The following is a 17,130-nucleotide window of genomic DNA, read 5'->3' as shown; positions in this document are numbered from 1 at the left end:
GGTCAGGCCGTGAAAACCTTGCGCAGAAAGCCCTGGTTGCCGCCGTTGCGGTTGGGCGCGAAGCCGTTGGCGGCCAGGCTTTCTTCCACCGTGTCGTAGAACACGCCGATCTGGCTGATCTCGCGCGCCTCCTTGGCGGTGGCGATGGGGCGGCCGAACTCCTCGGAGATGCGCACCAGCTGCTCGATCTGCGACACCGTGCTGGCCTTGGCGCTGCGCTTCTGGTTCCACAGGCAGTCCTCGGTGCCGCAGCGCACGTGCAGACCGGCGGCGATGCCCCACATGTTCACGGGCAGCACGTTGCGCACGTTGCTCTCCACCGTCAGCACCGCGCCGTCGGGCACGGCGCGCACGAAGTTGGCCAGGCTGTAGATGCTGGGCGCGTCCATGCCGCCGCCGATGGCCACCCAGTTCATCACCAGCGGGCCCATGTACACGCCCTTGCGCATCAGCCGCTCGACCGACTCGAAGCTGTTGATGTTGTAGCACTGGAAGGCGCTCTGGATGCCGGCCTTGGTCAGGCGGCGGATGTGCTCCTCGACCCAGCCGGGCTGCGAGGGCACGGTCATTTCCTTGTAGGCGTTGAAAATGGCCGGGATCTCGCGCGAGGTGCCTTTGAAGTCCGCATCCTCGGCCTGTTCGGTCACGTTCATCTGCGAGGTGTTCACGGTCACCGTCACCTGGTCGGGCACGGGCTCCAGCTCGGCCAGCATGTGGCGCGTGTCGTCGCTGAGCCACTTGGCGGCCGCCCCCTCGTTCTCGGGGGCGAAGCTGATGGAGCCGCCCACCTGGATGATCATTTCCGGCACGGCCTTGCGCACGCCGGCGATCAGCTCGTTGAACTTGGACAGGCGCTTGCTGCCCTTGCCGTCCAGTTCGCGCACATGCAGGTGCAGCACCGTCGCACCCGCGTTGTAGCAGTCCACGGCCTTCTGGATCTGCTCTTCCATGGTGACCGGAATGTCTTCGGGAAAGTCGGATGGCAGCCAGCCCGGCGCATAGGGTGCGGCGGTGATGATCAGGGGCTGCTGGTTTTCGGGGAACAGGTGGCCGTCGAGGAAGTTCATGGCTGCGCTCCAAAGAGAATATTTGAATGAAATAGGCCTCTAGCGCCCGTCTTACAAGCGCTGCAAGCTATGGTTTTTGATCAGTACGGAATGTCGCCGACGATCCCCGCGCGCTCCATCTTGCGCGGCGCGGGGAAGTAGTCGTTGCAGGCATAGTGCTGGGTGCTGCGGTTGTCCCAGACCACGATGTCGCCCGGCTTCCACGACCAGCGCACCTGGTATTCAGGGATGCTGGCGCGGCTGGTCAGGTAGTTGAGCAGCAGCGACGCGCCGGGCGATTTGTCGATGCCGTGGCGCACGTTGTCGGGCGTGCTCCAGTTGACGAAGTGCGAGGTGAAGCCCGCGCCCACGAACAGCACCTTCTCGCCCGTCTCGGGGTGGGTGCGCACCACGGGGTGCTCGGCGGCGGGGTGTTCGGCCACCAGCCTGGCGCGCGCCTCGGGCGTCATCACCGCGCCGAAGCTGTGCTCGATGCTGGCCTTGGCGCGCAGGGGGGCGATCTGGTCCTTGATGTACTGCGGCAGTTCTTCGTAAGCCTTGACCATGTTCACCCAGATCGTGTCGCCGCCGATCTCCGGGCACTCGATGCAGCGCAGCACCGCCCCCATGGCCGGGTTCGGGCGCCACAGGCCGTCGCAGTGGTAGACGTTCTCGTAGCTGTGCGGGTTGTCGCTGCGGTAGATGCGCACCAGGCCGGGGTGGTCGGGGTCGCTGCCGACCACGGGATGGTCTTCGAGCGGACCGAAGCAGCGCGCGAAAGCCACGTGCTCGGCGCGCGTGATGTCCTGGCCGCGGAAGAACAGCACGCGGTGCTTGAGCAGCGCGGAGCGGATCTCCGCGAACCGCTCCGCGCTGCGCGCGGCTTCTCCCAGGTGGATTCCCGAGATTTCGGCGCCTATGGCCGGGGTGAGTTGTCGGATGTGCATGGCCCTTGTCTCCTGTGCGGGGTTCAGGGCGTGTTCACGATCTATCGTGAAGGAGTGCAGGATGTGGATCGGGATGGGCTGCCAGGCGCGAACCGCAGCAATAGCTGTGCTATTGCGAGGATTTGCAACAAAGCAGACCGCCCGGCTCCGCGCCTGTACACCTGCGAGGAGATCGCGAACACGCTCTCAGTTCACGGTGATGCCGTATTTCTTGACGATGCCGGCGTTGCGCTCGGACATGGCCCGGGTTTCGCGCTGCAGCGCGGCCGTATCGGTGATGACCTCGGGCTCCAGGCCCACGTCGGAGAGCTTTTGCTGCACCGCGGGCGCCTTGGCCACTTTCTCGATGGCGATGTGCAGGCGGGCCAGCACGTCGGCAGGCAGCCTGGCCGGGGCGATCAGGCCCACCCAGCCCCGGAACTGCAGGTCGGGATAGCCCAGCTCGGTCGTGGTCGGCACATTGGGCAGGTGGCGCGAGCGCTGCGGCCCCGAGAAGGCATAGGCCCGCAGCTTGCCGGCCTTGATCAGGGGCACCGAAGTGAGCATGCCGTCGAACATCACGTCCACCTGGCCGCCCAGCACGGCCTGCAGCGCCGGCGGCGAACCGGGGTAGCCCACGTGCTGCATGTCCAGGCCCGCCTTGTCGCTGAGCACCAGGCCCGCGTACTGCGACACGGTTCCGGGGCTGTAGCTGGCAAAGCTGGTCTGGCCCTTGCGGGTCTTGAGCTGCGCCAGCAGGCTCTGAAAATCCTGCGCGGGATAGCTGGCGGCCGTCACCAGCACCACGCCCGAACGCGCGAACGAGGCCACGGGCACGACGTCCTTGAGCGGGTCGAACGAGGTCTTGATGACGTGGGGAATCTCGGCCAGCAGATTGCTCGCGCCGACCAGCAGCGTCTGCCCGTCCGCAGGGGCCGACAGCAGGGCCTGCATGCCGATCATGCCGCCCGCGCCGGGCTTGTTCTCCACCACCACGGTCTGGCCGGTGTCGCTGGACAGCTGCTGCCCCACCACGCGGGCCACGATGTCCATGGTGCCGCCCGGCGGCGCGGGCACGATGAGCTTGATCGGCTGGGCGGCCCAGGCCGCACCGCAGGCCAGAGCGCAGCCCGCAAGCAGCGCCAGGGTTCGTCGCTTCATATCCATGTCTCCGTTCTTGGTTGGCTTGGCTTCAGAACGTTGACGGTCTCCACGCCGCCGGGCTGGAGCGCAATCGGGATGAGTCCGAAGCGGCGGCTCGCGGCTTGCACCAGGGTGCAAGCCGCGAGCCGGCGCGAAGAAATCGCCCGATGGCGTCCCCCTTCGGGTCCGTCGCTTTGCGGCGCGAGGAGATTGTCAACACGCCCTCAGTATCCGGAGCCACCGCGCCGCTGATTTGCTTTACCGGGACATGAACTTGCTTTGTTGGGACAAATCCGTTGCAACCCTGAGTTGCTGCCCCCGCCGATGGCATGAAGTGCACAGCATCTGGCATGGATTGCCAAAGGGCGCCGCGGCTCCTTTCCTAGAGTGCAGTCACGCGGACCCCACCGCGTCACCTATAACGAAATGGAGACATGATTCATGCAACGCCTTGCCTTCTGTTCCCTCAGCCTTTGCACGCTGCTCGCCACCGGTACTGCCTGCGCGCAAACCTCGGTCACCCTGTTCGGCGTCATGGACGCGAGCATCAGCCGCTACAGCGTGCGCAGCGAATCGTGGGATGCAGGCCCCGCGCGCTCGGTCCGGCAGAGCACCTGGGCGCTGTCGCCGTCGGGCAATCTGGCCAGCCGCATCGGCATCCGCGCCACGGAAGACCTCGGCGGCGGCCTTGCGGCCGGCATTTGGCTGGAAGCCCCGGTCACCAACGACACCGGGGGCGGCGCGCTGAACTTCGGCCGCCGCTCCACGGTCAGCCTCTCGGGCCGGCTGGGCGAACTGCGCCTGGGGCGCGACCACACGCCCTCCTTCCTGAACGACTGGGCGTTCGATCCCTTCACCTCCAACGGCGTGGGGCTCAACCTGATTGCCGTGGTCAACAGCAATCTGGCCACGGCCCGCGCGCTGGCCACCCAGACCACGGGCAGCCTCACGGACCGGCTGCTGGGCGGCGGCCTCTCGGCCGGCACCGACAACTATCTGCGCGCCAGCAATACCATCGGCTACCACCTGCCCGCAGGCCTGGGCGGCGTGTACGGCCAGGCCATGTATGCCTTTGCGGAAAACTCCAGCCAGCGCGGCCGCTATGCGGGCGCGCGCCTGGGCTGGGCCGGCGGCCCGACCGACGTGGCCGTGGCCTACGGCGAGAGCACGCTGGGCAATGCCGGCGCCAGCGCCGAAAAGATCAAGTCGCTGAACCTGGGTGGAAGCTACGATTTCGGCTCCGCCAAGGTCCTCGGCGAATGGTCCGACGTGCGCAACGAGCGCCATGACGCCGCCACGCTCGCCTCCGTCAGCGACCGCTACCAGGGTCTCCTGGCCGGCATCACCATTCCGGTGGGGGTCCACATGGTGCGCGCCTCCTATTCGCGTGTGCAGTTCAGGAGCGGCCAGGGCACGGGCGACTCGTCCGTCAACAAGCTGGCGCTGGGCTATGTGCACAACCTGTCCAAGCGCACGGCGCTGTACACCACCATCTCGCGCATCAGCGTGGGCAACGGCCAGAACAATCCCGGCATCATGGGCGCCACGCCGCTGGTCGTGAGCAGCCCGATCATCATGCCCCAGCCCTCCTATGTCACCACGGGCGGCATGCGGCCGGCTGGCGCCCTGGGCTTCGACATGGGCCTGCGCATGATGTTCTGAGTCTCGGGCAGGTGCGCAGATCGGTGCGGACCGCCGAGGGCAACGACCGTTGCTTCATCCGGCACGCGCACTCCGCCTGCCCGGCATGCCTGTCCGCTGAGCCGAGTCTGCGCATGGCTGCAAACCGTCGGACCGGAGAGTTCCGCCGGGACGCGCAGCTGCCGCAAAGGCTGCGGCAGTCCACTTACCGTGCCGCTGCCGCACCCTGCTGGCGCGGGAGCCGGGGATGGCGCTCAAAGCCCGCCATTGCGGCTGATCGCGCACAGCTTGGGCGAATCGGCGGACAGATCCATGATGGCGTACTTTTCCATGGAAACGATAAAGGCAAAAAAAGGCGTATACCCCTCGCTGGAATCCGTCTTGACTTCACCGCAGATATGGAAGGCTCCCTTTTCCTTCTTGTCTTCAAACACTTCCAGATTCTTGATATCGGCTATGCCATGGCCTTTGAGCTTTTCTGCCAGTGCGCTTCTCAGCACGGACTGGCTGATCTCCGGCACCCCTTCAGCCAGTGCGGCCCCACCACAGGCCAGGGACAGAAAAAGAGCCGCCAAGGATTTGCGCATTACCTCTCCCGATGGGTGATTTTTCAATAGCGGCTGCAGCAAGCAGCCGCGAAAGTTTTTTGTTGAGGAGAGCAATCTAATTCATTTCGCATGCGTTGATGAGGAATCCTGCTCCCGCCGCGCGCATTCTTGACTTGGGTCAAACCGGAATCCGGCGCCTTCTAGCGCCTGCCTGCACGGTCCTTGGATCGGCTACTGCGCCTGCAGCGCCAGGCCCACCAGCCGGTAGCCCACCTGCAGCTCGGTCTGCAGATGCTGCGGCTGGGCCGGGTCGGCCTCTATCTTCTGGCGCAGATTGGCCATGTGCACGCGCAGATAGTGGGGCCGGTCCAGATATTCCGGCCCCCAGACCTGCAGCAGCAGCTGGCGGTGCGTCAGCACCCGGCCCTGCCCGGCAATCAGCGCCGCCAGCAGGCGGAACTCTATGGGGGTGAGATGCACGGCCTGCGCTCCCCGCCACACCTCGTGCGTGGCCAGATCGACCACCACTTCGCCGAAGCGCGCGCGGCTGGACGGCGCAGCCTCGGCCGGCAGCTGCTGGCGCCTGCGCAGCAGCACGCGCAGCCGCGCCAGCAGCTCGGGCACGCCAAAGGGCTTGGTCAGGTAGTCGTCGGCACCGGCATCGAGGGCTGCGACCTTTTCCTCCTCCCGGTCCCGCGCCGACAGCACCAGCACGGGCAAGGGGCTCCAGCTGCGCAGTTCCGCAATCACACTCTTGCCGTCGGCATCGGGCAGGCCCAGGTCCAGCACCACCACATCGGGCTGGCGGCTGGCCGCCTCGATCAGGCCGCGCCGTGCCGTCTCCGCCTCGAACACCTGCCAGCCTTCGTCCTCCAGGGCCAGGCGGACAAAGCGGCGTATCGCCAGGTCATCTTCGATCAGTAAAACGCGGTGGGCGGCAGTCATGGGAAAGTCGGTTCAGTCATCCAGCGCGGGTTGTTCCGGAACGGGCAGGCGGATGGTGAAGATCGTACCCGGCCCGGGGTGGGCCGAGGCGGCCTCCAGCCGCCCACCATGGGCTTCGACGATGCGCTGCGCCAGCGTCAGCCCCAGGCCCATGCCGGAGACCGTGGACTCGACCACACCCCGGGTGAAGGGCTCGAACAGCATGTCCGCATCCAGATGCCGGGGCAGGCCCGGGCCGTCGTCCTGCAGCGTCAGCAGACAGACATCGCCGTCGGGCCCGTGCTGCACCTGGCCGGTCAGCACCAGCGTCGTTCCGGGCGGAGTGTACTTGGCGGCATTGTCCAGCAGATTGACCAGCACGCGCTCCATCAGTACCGCATCCACATGCAGCAGCGGCAGCCCGGTGGGCAGATCGGTGCGCACCACATGTGCCGCCAGGCGGTCGTGCATCTGCCGCAGCGCGCTGCCCGCCAGTTCCTCGACGGGCAGCCACTCGCGCTTGAGGTGCACACCGCCCTGCTGCAGGCGCGCCATGGCCAGCAGATTGTCCACCAGTTGCTGCAGCGTCTGTGCCTGATCGCGGATCTGCACCAGCATGTCCGCCGCCGGGCCCGCCGGTACCCGCGGCAGGGCCGCCTGGGCCGCGCCCAGGATGCCGGTCAGCGGTGTGCGCAGATCGTGCGACACGGCCGACAGCAGGGTGTTGCGCAGCCGCTCGCCTTCCATGGCCACCTGGGTCTGCTGCGCCACCTCGACGAAGTGCACGCGTTCCAGCGCCAGCGCAATCTGGCTGGCACAGGCATCCAGCAGCCGGCGCTCCTCCGGCACATCCAGCTGCCGGGGCTTGCGCAGCTGCAGCACCAGCACGCCGCGCACGCGCACCGGCGCCATCAGCGGCACATACAGGGCCGGCGATGCGGGCAGCGTGTCCGTCCCCTGCCCGGCCGGCTGGCCGTGCTCCATGCTCCAGCGCGCAATGCTGGCATCCATCACGCCCTGGCTGCCGGCCACGGCGTGCAGGTTCTCCTGGGCGTCGGGCAGCTGCAGGCCCGCCTGCGCATCGAACACCCCCGAAACCGTGGTCAGCGCAATTTGCGCCACCTGCTCCTGCGTGAGTGCGCCCGACAGGTCGCGTGCCAGCCGCGCCAGCGCCCCGGCGCGCCGCTCGCGTTCGGCCGCCACGCGCGCCTCGTGGCGCAGCCGCGCCATGAGCTGGCCGCAGACCAGCGCCACGCCCAGCATCAGGCTGAACGTGAACAGGTATTGCGTGTCGTTGACCGAGAAGGAGTCGCGCGGCGGCACGAAAAAGTAGTCAAAGCAAAGCACGGCCAGCAAGGCGGCCCATGCGCCGGGTCCGCGCCCCCAGCGCAGGGCCGAGAGCACGACCACCAGCAGGAACAGCATGACGACGTTGGCCGGCTCGAACACCTGCAGCAGCAGCTCGGCCACTGCGGTGGCGGCAAAGCAGGCCAGGGTCGCACCCACATAGCCCACCCATGCAATTGGCTTGCGATCCGCGATGGGCTTGCGCACAGCGCTCTCATTCTTGGGCAACGGCGGAGACAGCACCAGTACATCCAGCCCCGGGTCCAGCCGCGCAATCTGCTCGGGCAGGCTGGCCGCCGTCCAGGGCAGCCAGCGCGACACGCGGCGCGGCATGCGGGCCAGCACCAGGTGGCTGGCATTGCGCTCGCGCGCAAAGGCCACCAGGGCCTGCGCCACGTTGGCGCCGGGAATCGTGGCCGTGTCGGCCCCCAGGCGCGCGGCCAGGGCCAGGGTCTTGAGCACGCCCTCCTGCGCCCGGCGCGGCCGGTGCTGGCGCTCGGGCGCATCCACGTAGACCACCATCCAGTCGGCTTCCAGCCGCCGCGCCAGGCGTGCGACCTGACGCACCAGCGCATCGTCGCCGGCGTGGCCGCCCACACCCACCAGCAGCCGCTCGCGTGCAGGCCAGACATCGCCGATGGAACGCTCGCGCCGGTAGTCGCGCATATCCTCGTCGACACGGTCGGCCGTGCGCCGCAGCGCCAGCTCGCGCAGCGCCAGCAGATTGCCCAGGCGGAAGAAATTGTGCGAGGCGCGCTCGGCCTGCTCCAGCGGATAGACCTTGCCCGCCTTGAGGCGCCTCAGCAGCTCCTCCGGCGGGATGTCGACCACGATGACTTCGTCGGCGTTGTCGAAAATCCGGTCTGGCACGGTTTCATGTACCTTGATGCCCACGATGCCGCCCACCACATCGTTGAGGCTTTCAAGGTGCTGCACATTGAGCGTGGTCCAGACATTGATGCCGGCAGCCAGCAGTTCCTCCACATCCTGGCAACGCTTGGGATGGCGGGCGCCCGGCACATTGCTGTGCGCCAGTTCGTCCAGCAGCAGTATCTCGGGATGGCGCCGCAGCGCGGCATCGAGATCGAACTCGGACAGTTGCCGCCCCTGGTAGGGCAGATGCCGGCGCGGCAACTGTTCGAGGCCGTGCAGCTGCTGCTCGGTCTCGGCCCGGCCATGCGTTTCCACCAGGCCCACCAGCACTTCGTGCCCTGCCTGGCGTTCGCGCTGCGCAGCCGCCAGCATGGCATAGGTCTTGCCTACGCCGGCGTTGGAGCCGAAGTAAATGCGCAGCTTGCCGCGCGCGGCAAGCTGCTGCTCGGCCTGCAGTTGGGCGACCAGCGCGTCGGGATCGGGGCGCGGGGCAAGCGGTGGGGAATGGGTCATGGGCATCGGGTCATCAGCGTATCACTGGCGGGTGGGGAAAAAGGCAGATGCACGGCTCAGAAGCCCGCGCTCAGGCCCAGCACCAGGCCGCTGCGCCCCAGGCTGCGCAGGCGCCCCTCGCTGTTGGCTGCACTGTAGTAGCGGGCATCGGCCGATGTCCCCACCCAGGCTGCCGATGCCGTCCACACCCCCCAGGTCTTGGCCAGGGACACACGCCAGTCGGCGTAGGAAACCTCGCCGTAGTTGCGCACCAGGGTATAGCCGCCATGCACGCCCAGCGTGGCCCAGCCGCCCAGCGGATGCTGGTAGTTCAGGTCCAGGTACTGGCTGCCCCGGCTGCTGCCCGCCGGTGCGAGCGCCGTGGCAAAGGCCGAGCCGGCCGTGCTCTCGCGCAGGCCGAAATACGGCGTCAGCGCCAGCGACCATTTGATGTTGAAGCCACCATGCGTGGCGCCCAGATAGGCTTCCGTGGTGTCAAAGCGCTTGCTGCCGCCGTCCGGCGTTGCCAGCCTTGCGCCCGGGTAGCGGTAGTGCAGCAGGCCGGCATCCAGCTGCCAGCCGGGCGCCACGTCGCCGCGCCAGCCGCCATAGATATCGTTCTCCAGCCCTTCGCCGCGGCCATAGCTGTGGGTGGACACGTTGGTCAACGAGGTGCCCAGATAGAAGCCCCGCGGCAGCGCCAGCTCCACCCCGCCCTGCACGGCGGCGGCGCCCCAGGTTTGCGAGATGCCGCGAAAGCGGTAGTCGGACAGCAGGCTCAGGCTGCCGGTGATGGGCAGACCGGCCTGCGCCTTGACCTGCACTGCTTCAGGCATGGCGGCCCGGTCCGGTTTTTCCTGAGCTGCCGCGATGTGCGGCAACAGAAATCCAGAGGTTGCCAGCAGCGCTGCCGCTGACAGGACGCGGGAAGATACATGCGAAGTCACACGTGAAGCCACGAAAGATTCTTGGAAAGATTTGCACATGATGGGAAAACGAGAGACAGGACTCCCCTTCTCTGCAGGGGCAGCCCGAAGAAGCCTGAGGAGAAAGGGCAAGCACCCGCTACAGCCCCTGCCAGCGGAGCCATAGCGGCAGCGCTCAAACCAGGCCCAGAACCGTGAGGAACATGTCGATGAGCTTGATGCCCACGAACGGCACGATGAGACCGCCCAGGCCGTAGATCAGCATGTTCTGGCGCAGCAGCGCGGCCGCGCCCACGGCGCGGTAGCGCACGCCGCGCAGGGCCAGGGGCACGAGGGCGATGATGATCAGTGCGTTGAAGATCACGGCGCTCAGGATGGCCGAGTCGGCGCTGTGCAGCTGCATCACGTTGAGCGAGGCCAGCTGTGGATAGGTACCCACGAAGGCGGCCGGAATGATGGCGAAATACTTGGCCACGTCGTTGGCGATGCTGAAGGTGGTCAGCGCACCGCGTGTCATCAGCATCTGCTTGCCGGTTTCCACCACCTCGATGAGCTTGGTCGGGTTGCTGTCCAGGTCCACCATGTTGCCGGCCTCCTTGGCTGCCTGGGTGCCGCTGTTCATGGCCACGGCCACGTCGGCCTGGGCCAGGGCCGGGGCATCGTTGGTACCGTCGCCGGTCATGGCCACCAGGCGGCCCGCAGCCTGGTGGCTGCGGATCAGGCGCAGCTTGTCCTCGGGCGTGGCCTCGGCCAGGTAGTCGTCCACACCGGCCTCGGCGGCGATGGCCGCCGCCGTCAAGGGGTTGTCGCCGGTAATCATCACGGTCTTGATACCCATGCGGCGCAGCTCGGCAAAGCGCTCGCGCATGCCGGGCTTGACGACATCCTTGAGCTCGATCGTACCCAGCACGCGGGCTCCGTCGGCCACCACCAGCGGTGTGCTGCCCTTGCGCGAGACATTGTCCACCGCCTGCGATACGGCGGCGGGGAACTGCCCGCCCAGGGCCTCGACATGGCGCCGCACCGCATCGGCTGCCCCCTTGCGCAAATGGCGCTGCCCCTGGGGGGTGGACAGGTCCACGCCGCTCATGCGCGTCTGCGCGGTAAAGGGCACGAACTCGGCCTGCAGCTCGGTGGCGCTACGCTCGGCCAGACCGTGGCGCTCCCTGGCCAGGGCTACCACGCTGCGGCCCTCGGGCGTCTCGTCGGCAATCGAGGCCAGCTGTGCAGCCTCGGCCAGCTGCTGCACCGACACCCCGGGCGCCGGCACGAAGTCGCTGGCCTGGCGGTTGCCCAGCGTGATGGTGCCGGTCTTGTCCAGCAGCAGCACGTCCACGTCGCCCGCAGCCTCCACGGCGCGGCCCGAGGTGGCGATCACATTGGCCTGCATCATGCGGCTCATGCCGGCCACGCCGATGGCCGACAGCAGGCCTCCGATGGTCGTGGGAATCAGGCACACCAGCAGCGCCACCAGCACGGCAATACCGACCACGGAACCCGCGCCCGCCTGCCCCACGGCAAAGGCCGAGAACGGCCACAGCGTGACGATGACCATCAGGAAAACCAGCGTCAGGCCCACCAGCAGAATGGTCAACGCCAGCTCGTTGGGCGTCTTCTGGCGCTTGGCCGATTCAACCATGGAGATCATGCGGTCCAGGAAGGACTCGCCAGGGTTCACTGTCACCTCCACCACCAGCCAGTCCGACAGCACCCGTGTGCCGCCGGTGACCGAGGAGAAGTCGCCGCCCGCCTCGCGGATCACGGGGGCCGATTCGCCGGTGATGGCGCTTTCGTCCACCGAGGCCACGCCCTCGATCACCGTGCCGTCCAGCGCAATCGTGTCGCCGGCCTCCACGAAGATGACCACGCCCTTGCGCAGATCGCTGGCGCGCTCTGGAATCCAGGAACTGCCGAAATGCGGCTGCAACAGCACCTTGGCCACGGTATCGCGCTTCATGCTGCGCAGGCTGGCCGCCTGGGCGCGGCTGCGGCCTTCGGCCAGAGCTTCGGCGAAGTTGGCAAACAGCACCGTGAACCACAACCACAGCGCAATCGCCAGCGCAAAACCTGCGCCTTCGTTGTCTGCGGCAGACGCAGGCTCGCGCAGGTCCTGCAACCACAGCAGCGTGGTCAGGATGGCGCCCAGATAGACCACGAACATCACGGGATTGGCCCACTGCGTGCGCGGCGAGAGCTTGCGCACCGCGTCAAGCAGGGCCTCGCGCACCAGGCGAGGCTCGAACAGGCTGGCGCCTGCCTTTACTTTATGGCTGTTCATGGCTTACTCCTTTGCGGCGGACTGCAGCGCATCCAGCGCCAGGTTCAGTTGCAGCACGTTCACACGCGGCTCGCCCAGCAGGCCCAGCGTGCGCCCCTGCGTGTTCTGCTCCACGAGATGCCGCACCTGCTCTTGCGACAGATTGCGCTCCCGAGCCACACGCGGCAGCTGCAGCACGGCGTTGGCCACCGAGATATGCGGGTCCAGCCCCGAGGCCGAAGCAGTCACCGCATCCACCGGAACCGGGGCATCGGCGGCCAGGCCGTTGTCGGCCCGGTACTGCGCCACGCGGGCGGCCACGGCCTCGGCCAGATCCTTGTGCGTGGCGCCCTGGTTGCTGCCGCCGGACAGGCCGGCGTTATAGGGGGCAGCCACGCTGGCGCCTTCCTTGGCGGGGTCGGGCGCCGTCGTGGCGCTGGGCCGCCCGTGAAAATAGGCGGGGCCCGCGAACTGCTGGCCGATCAGGGCCGAGCCCACGACCTGGCCGTTGCGCTCTATCAGGCTGCCGTTGGCCGCATGCGGCAACAGGGCCTGGGCCACGCCGGTGGTCGCCAGCGGATAGGCAATGCCGGCCACCAGCATCACGGCCACGGCCGCGCGCACGCTGCTGGCCGCGAGGCTGCCCCAGGAGGCTGGAGATGCTTCGGCATCCGCCACCAAAGTCGCAGGAGTGGAGATAGAAAGAGAAGAGGATTTCATGATCTTGCTTCCAACGGATTTATCTGTAATTCCTGGCACCGCCCGTAGCGCCTGAAACACGCGCCCTCCATGTAAGGGCAGCCGAGCAAGGGCCGCCCCGCAGCGAGGGCTGCGTCCCCCTGCCCGCATGGCCCAGCCATGCGAGAGCGGGGGGGAAGGCGCGAAGCGACTCAGGGGGGGTGTCATGCATAGAGCTGTCCGACCAGCATTTGAAGGTGTTCGACGATGGGCCCCAGGGCTAGCGCCGGCAGGAAGGTGAGGCCGCCCACCACCAGCACCACGAACACGAGCAGACCCATGAACAGCGGCGAGGCCGTGGGGAAAGTGCCGGGGCCCGCAGGCACCGTGGTCTTGGCCGCCATGCTGCCGGCCACGGCCAGCATGGGCAGCAGCGTGAGAAAGCGCCCCACGATCATGGCCAGGCCCAGCGTGACGTTGAAAAACGGCGTGTTGGCGTTCAGCCCCGCGAAGGCTGAGCCGTTGTTGGCCGTGGCCGAGGCATAGGCATAGAGAATTTCGGAGAAGCCATGCGGGCCATGGTTGTTGAGGCTGGCGGAAGCGTCCGGCCAGAGCAGGGCCAGCGCCGTGAAGCCCAGCATGCTGGCCGGCTGTGCCAGCACCGAGAGCATGACCAGCTTGATCTCTCGCACCTCGATCTTCTTGCCCAGGAACTCGGGCGTGCGGCCTATCATCATGCCGGCAAGGAAGACCGTGAGGATGGCGTACTGGATCAGGTTGATCAGGCCCACGCCGTCGCCGCCGAACACGCAGTTGAGCATCATCAGCGCCAGCGGCGTGATGCCGCCCAGCGGCGTGAGCGAATCGTGCATGGCATCGACCGAACCCGTGGTGGCCGCCGTGGTGGCCGTCACGAACAAGGAGGTATCGGCAATGCCGAAGCGCAGCTCCTTGCCTTCCATGTTGCCGCCGCTCTGCGTGAGGCTCCACTGCTGGTCGGCACCCGCATGCACCAGCAGGCCGCTGCCTTGCTGCTCCGCCACGAACACCAGGCTCAGAAAGCCTATGAACATCGCCATGCAGGCGCCATACAGCACCCAGCCCTGGCGACGGCGCAGCAGCATGGAGCCGAAGGCATAGGTCATACTGGCCGGAATCAGCATCATGCCCAGAATGTGCAGCACATTGGTCAGCGGCGTGGGGTTCTCGAACGGGTGGGCGGCATTCGCATTGAAGAAGCCGCCGCCATTGGTGCCCAGGTGCTTGATGCTTTCCAGGCTGGCCACGGGCCCCGTCAACAGCTGCTGGCGCGCGCCTTCCAGCGTGGTGGCCCAGGTCTCGGCATGCAGCGTCTGCGGAATGCCCTGCCAGACATAGACCAGGGCCAGCACAAACGACAGCGGCAGCAGCACGCGCCAGAACACGCGCACATAGTCCACCCAGTAATTGCCGATGTCCTTGCTGCTGGAACGGGCCAGGCCTCTTACAAATCCTGCGCCGGCCGCCACGCCCGTGGTGGCACCGGCAAACATCAGAAAGGTGATGACCGCCATCTGCGTGGCATTGGTGAGACTGCTCTCGCCCGCATAGGCCTGCCAGTTGGTATTGGTGACGAACGAGGCCACGGTGTTGAAGGCCAGATCGGGCGCCTGGGCCGCAATCTGCAGCGGATTCAGCGGCAGCCAGCCCTGCAGGCGCAGGATCAGATAGCCCAGCAGCATCATGGCCGCGTTGGACAGCAGCAGGGCCGCGCCATAGCGCTGCCAGCCCATGTGTTCGCCGGGGTTCACGCCCAAGGCGCGGTAGCTGAGCCGCTCCAGCCAGGTGTGATGGTCGCTGGTAAAGCAGCGCGCCAGCCACTGGCCCATGGGAATGGCCAGCAGCGTCAGGACCGCGAGCACCGCGGCAAATTCCATCCAGGGTAACCACATGATGTGCTCCCTTTCAGATGCGCGTCAGCGCACGTACAAAGCCCAGCAGGCCGACAAAGCAGGCGACCGTCAGGCTCACGAAAACAAGGTCTTGCAGCACTTGCATGGCAGCACCTCAGAAATTTTCGGGGCGCAGCAGCGCATAGCCCAGATAGGCAAACAGCCCTAGCGCCGTGACGGCGGCCAGGATCTCGATCCAGTTGGTGGTCATTCATTTCCTCCCGCAGAACGTCATTGCTCTGCCAACGATGGAGGAAATGTAGAAATTCGCCCGTCAAGAGCGGATAGAGATTGGGAGCGACCACATCAAGACGGCGTAAAGACCTGCTCCTGCCTGCATTGCGCAATGCCCTGCAACGGGATTGCAAGGGTCAGCTCAATGGACTAGCGGGAATTGAACCCACCCGGGCGCCGCGCCGCGCAGCGCTTTGCGGGCTTGCGTGCGATTCGGGTGCGAATCGCCCTATCCCGCAGGACACTTGCAGCCACCTCTGTTCAAGATTAACTCAGCCCCTCCCCTGATGCGCTAACGACAAGCATCCCCGGTCACGAAATGCCGCAGGGTATGCGCAGCTGCCTCAGCCAGAAGCTGACCCGGGACGGTTACGATCGTGAGCGAAAAGAGAGGCAGATGGCGAACGCATTCACGATCTATTGGGGTGCCACAGGCTGGCATGGCTATGTCCCTGGTGACCCACTATTGGGAGCCGGTAACTCGGACTTTATCGGCAAGATAAGTCCCGGCGACCGTGTATATGTGACAAACATCGCAGGAGGCGTCCTGCGCTTACTTGGAGCCTTCACGGTAGACCGGATCACCACTGCATCCGAGGGTCGACCTCCTGGAGTGACCTGGGAGGCCAAAGAATATCTTTGGCCCGAGGCCAGCTCGGCTACCAGTTTTGCGTTTCGCGCGCTATCGCTCGAGCTGGTCACCAGTCTGCGCTTCGAAGGCGGTGCAGACCAAGTGGCGATGGATCGGCACGCACCTGGAAAAGTCGAGCGCAACGCAATGCGAGCGATACGACGGTTGACCCCCGCGTCTGCGCAAGCTCTGGAAGAGGCGCTTACCACTGCCGCCGTCGTACCGGATACCCCCGCGGACAAACGCAGCCGCGAGCGCCTTCCGGCCGAACTACTGAGACAGGTTACCCCCGATCTGATCTTTGCGAGTATTGCGGCTCTACTGAACGGCGCGCTGCACGAATTCGGAGAATCCACCGACTACGACCTCATTACCGACGAAGGTTTGCGCCTTCCTCCGAAAGCAGTCTTCGGCCTCGCTCTTGCGCGCGCACTCCATCGACAGATCTTGCCGAAACACTTTTCTGCCGGCGAGGGCTCGGCATGCTTCCGGCTGCTACGGGAGGCCGGATACCACATCGTTCCTAAAGGCGAGATGGTGCCGGCAGACATAGAAAATGATCCTGATACGAACGAGATATCTCTCGATACCTATCCCGAAGGAGGCAAATTGCTAAGGCAGCACATTGGCCGCGAACGCAAACCTGCTGCAGCCCTGGCAAAGAAGGCAGACTTCATCAAGAAGCATGGCCGGCTATTCTGCGAAAGATGCCAGGCCGACCCCGTCGAGATTTTCGGCTCCGAACACGGCGAAGCCTGCATCGAGGTTCACCATGCACGCGTTCAGGTGAGTCACATGCCTGAAAACCACCAAACTCGGCTAGAAGACCTGCAATGTCTCTGTGCCAACTGCCATCGCTTCGTGCATCGTTTGCTTCGCCGAGGGCTGCCGATCACTGCGAACTGATTAGCAGGTCACTGCACTGGCCATACCGGGCCCGCGCATGCCACCCTCCGCTGCAACTGAAAAAGTCTAGGTCTGAACCGGCCAGCCCATCGACACGGCCGCGCATACCGGCGTAATCTCTCTTCTGTCGACACCCACCGCCCCGGCAAGGCGGCGTGCCATCCTGACCTGCGCACCCGGGAGAGTTGCATGAAAAGCCTACACCCCATGCTCTCGGCGGCCGGCCTCCTGGGTTTTCTCTTGGGAGGCAGCGCCATGGCCCAGTCCAGCAGCAGCAGCGCACAGTCCAGCGCAAGCAGCGTCAACGGCAGCTCGTACAGCGGCCAGATCACCGGCAACGGCATTGCGCAATACGGGCTGGACACCCGGCCCCATCGGCAGCTGACCGTCCGACTCGATGCCGACAACCCCAACACCCGCATGAAGATCACCCAGGACGGCGCCGCAGATCCGTCGTGCCAGGGCACCGCCACTCCCAACGTCTGCAGCTTCCGTACCGAACCAGGCGCTAGCTATCGCGTGCAGGTCTATCTGGCGCGCGACGCTGCGCAGCGCGGCGAAAGCGCGCGCTTTTCGCTTGCCGTCGAGCAAGGCAGCTGACATAGGCCACGGCGGCGAGCCCGGTTC

The 17,130-nt window shown here is 66.2% G+C and carries 14 protein-coding genes; 3 read left to right on the top strand and 11 right to left on the bottom strand.

Going from position 1 to position 17,130, the window contains the following annotated elements:
- Positions 1-2: 2 nt before the first annotated feature.
- From V8Z74_RS10570 to V8Z74_RS10560, 3 genes are all read right to left on the bottom strand, one after another.
- On the bottom strand, positions 3-1,067 hold the full coding sequence (locus tag V8Z74_RS10570; protein ID WP_349709214.1) for a beta-keto acid cleavage family enzyme: 1,065 nt from the start codon (positions 1,065-1,067) through the stop codon (positions 3-5).
- Positions 1,068-1,147: 80 nt separating this feature from the next.
- Positions 1,148-1,993, bottom strand: coding sequence for a TauD/TfdA dioxygenase family protein (locus V8Z74_RS10565; RefSeq protein WP_349709212.1), 846 nt, complete (start codon positions 1,991-1,993; stop codon positions 1,148-1,150).
- Positions 1,994-2,179: 186 nt separating this feature from the next.
- Positions 2,180-3,139: a Bug family tripartite tricarboxylate transporter substrate binding protein gene (locus V8Z74_RS10560; protein WP_066483163.1), complete on the bottom strand. Its 960-nt coding sequence runs from the start codon at positions 3,137-3,139 to the stop codon at positions 2,180-2,182.
- A 417-nt stretch (positions 3,140-3,556) separates the two neighbouring features.
- Between V8Z74_RS10560 and V8Z74_RS10555 the strand changes: the two genes are divergently transcribed.
- The gene (locus V8Z74_RS10555; RefSeq protein WP_349709210.1) at positions 3,557-4,777 is read left to right on the top strand and encodes a porin; all 1,221 of its coding nucleotides are present in this window, start codon (positions 3,557-3,559) and stop codon (positions 4,775-4,777) included.
- Between the two features lie 233 nt (positions 4,778-5,010).
- Here V8Z74_RS10555 and V8Z74_RS10550 read toward each other — a convergent pair whose 3' ends face one another.
- The 8 genes from V8Z74_RS10550 to kdpF form a co-directional block, all read right to left on the bottom strand.
- Complete coding sequence (locus V8Z74_RS10550) at positions 5,011-5,343, bottom strand: hypothetical protein (RefSeq protein WP_157082195.1); 333 nt, start codon at positions 5,341-5,343, stop codon at positions 5,011-5,013.
- A 192-nt stretch (positions 5,344-5,535) separates the two neighbouring features.
- A complete protein-coding gene (locus tag V8Z74_RS10545; protein WP_349709207.1) occupies positions 5,536-6,249 on the bottom strand; it encodes a response regulator in 714 nt (237 codons plus the stop codon).
- A 12-nt stretch (positions 6,250-6,261) separates the two neighbouring features.
- Positions 6,262-8,967, bottom strand: coding sequence for a DUF4118 domain-containing protein (locus V8Z74_RS10540; protein WP_349709206.1), 2,706 nt, complete (start codon positions 8,965-8,967; stop codon positions 6,262-6,264).
- Between the two features lie 50 nt (positions 8,968-9,017).
- A complete protein-coding gene (locus V8Z74_RS10535) occupies positions 9,018-9,776 on the bottom strand; it encodes a TorF family putative porin (RefSeq protein WP_245633453.1) in 759 nt (252 codons plus the stop codon).
- 265 nt (positions 9,777-10,041) lie between these two features.
- A complete protein-coding gene (gene kdpB, locus V8Z74_RS10530) occupies positions 10,042-12,144 on the bottom strand; it encodes a potassium-transporting ATPase subunit KdpB (protein ID WP_349709204.1) in 2,103 nt (700 codons plus the stop codon).
- Between the two features lie 3 nt (positions 12,145-12,147).
- On the bottom strand, positions 12,148-12,843 hold the full coding sequence (gene kdpC, locus V8Z74_RS10525; RefSeq protein ID WP_349709202.1) for a K(+)-transporting ATPase subunit C: 696 nt from the start codon (positions 12,841-12,843) through the stop codon (positions 12,148-12,150).
- Positions 12,844-13,025: 182 nt separating this feature from the next.
- Positions 13,026-14,732: a potassium-transporting ATPase subunit KdpA gene (gene kdpA, locus V8Z74_RS10520; protein WP_349709200.1), complete on the bottom strand. Its 1,707-nt coding sequence runs from the start codon at positions 14,730-14,732 to the stop codon at positions 13,026-13,028.
- Positions 14,733-14,847: 115 nt separating this feature from the next.
- Entirely contained in the window at positions 14,848-14,943 is a 96-nt protein-coding gene (gene kdpF, locus V8Z74_RS10515) for a K(+)-transporting ATPase subunit F (protein ID WP_066483199.1), read from the bottom strand.
- A 420-nt stretch (positions 14,944-15,363) separates the two neighbouring features.
- Between kdpF and V8Z74_RS10510 the strand changes: the two genes are divergently transcribed.
- The gene (locus V8Z74_RS10510; protein ID WP_349709198.1) at positions 15,364-16,503 is read left to right on the top strand and encodes a ScoMcrA-related endonuclease; all 1,140 of its coding nucleotides are present in this window, start codon (positions 15,364-15,366) and stop codon (positions 16,501-16,503) included.
- 189 nt (positions 16,504-16,692) lie between these two features.
- Positions 16,693-17,103: a DNA breaking-rejoining protein gene (locus V8Z74_RS10505; protein WP_349709196.1), complete on the top strand. Its 411-nt coding sequence runs from the start codon at positions 16,693-16,695 to the stop codon at positions 17,101-17,103.
- The last annotated feature ends 27 nt before the right edge of the window (positions 17,104-17,130 follow it).

This window comes from Comamonas sp. w2-DMI (genome assembly GCF_040187735.1).
GTDB classification, from domain to species: Bacteria; Pseudomonadota; Gammaproteobacteria; order Burkholderiales; family Burkholderiaceae_C; genus Comamonas; species Comamonas terrae.
The sequence above is the reverse complement of the archived record's forward strand: the minus strand, read 5'-3'. Positions and strand labels throughout refer to the sequence as shown.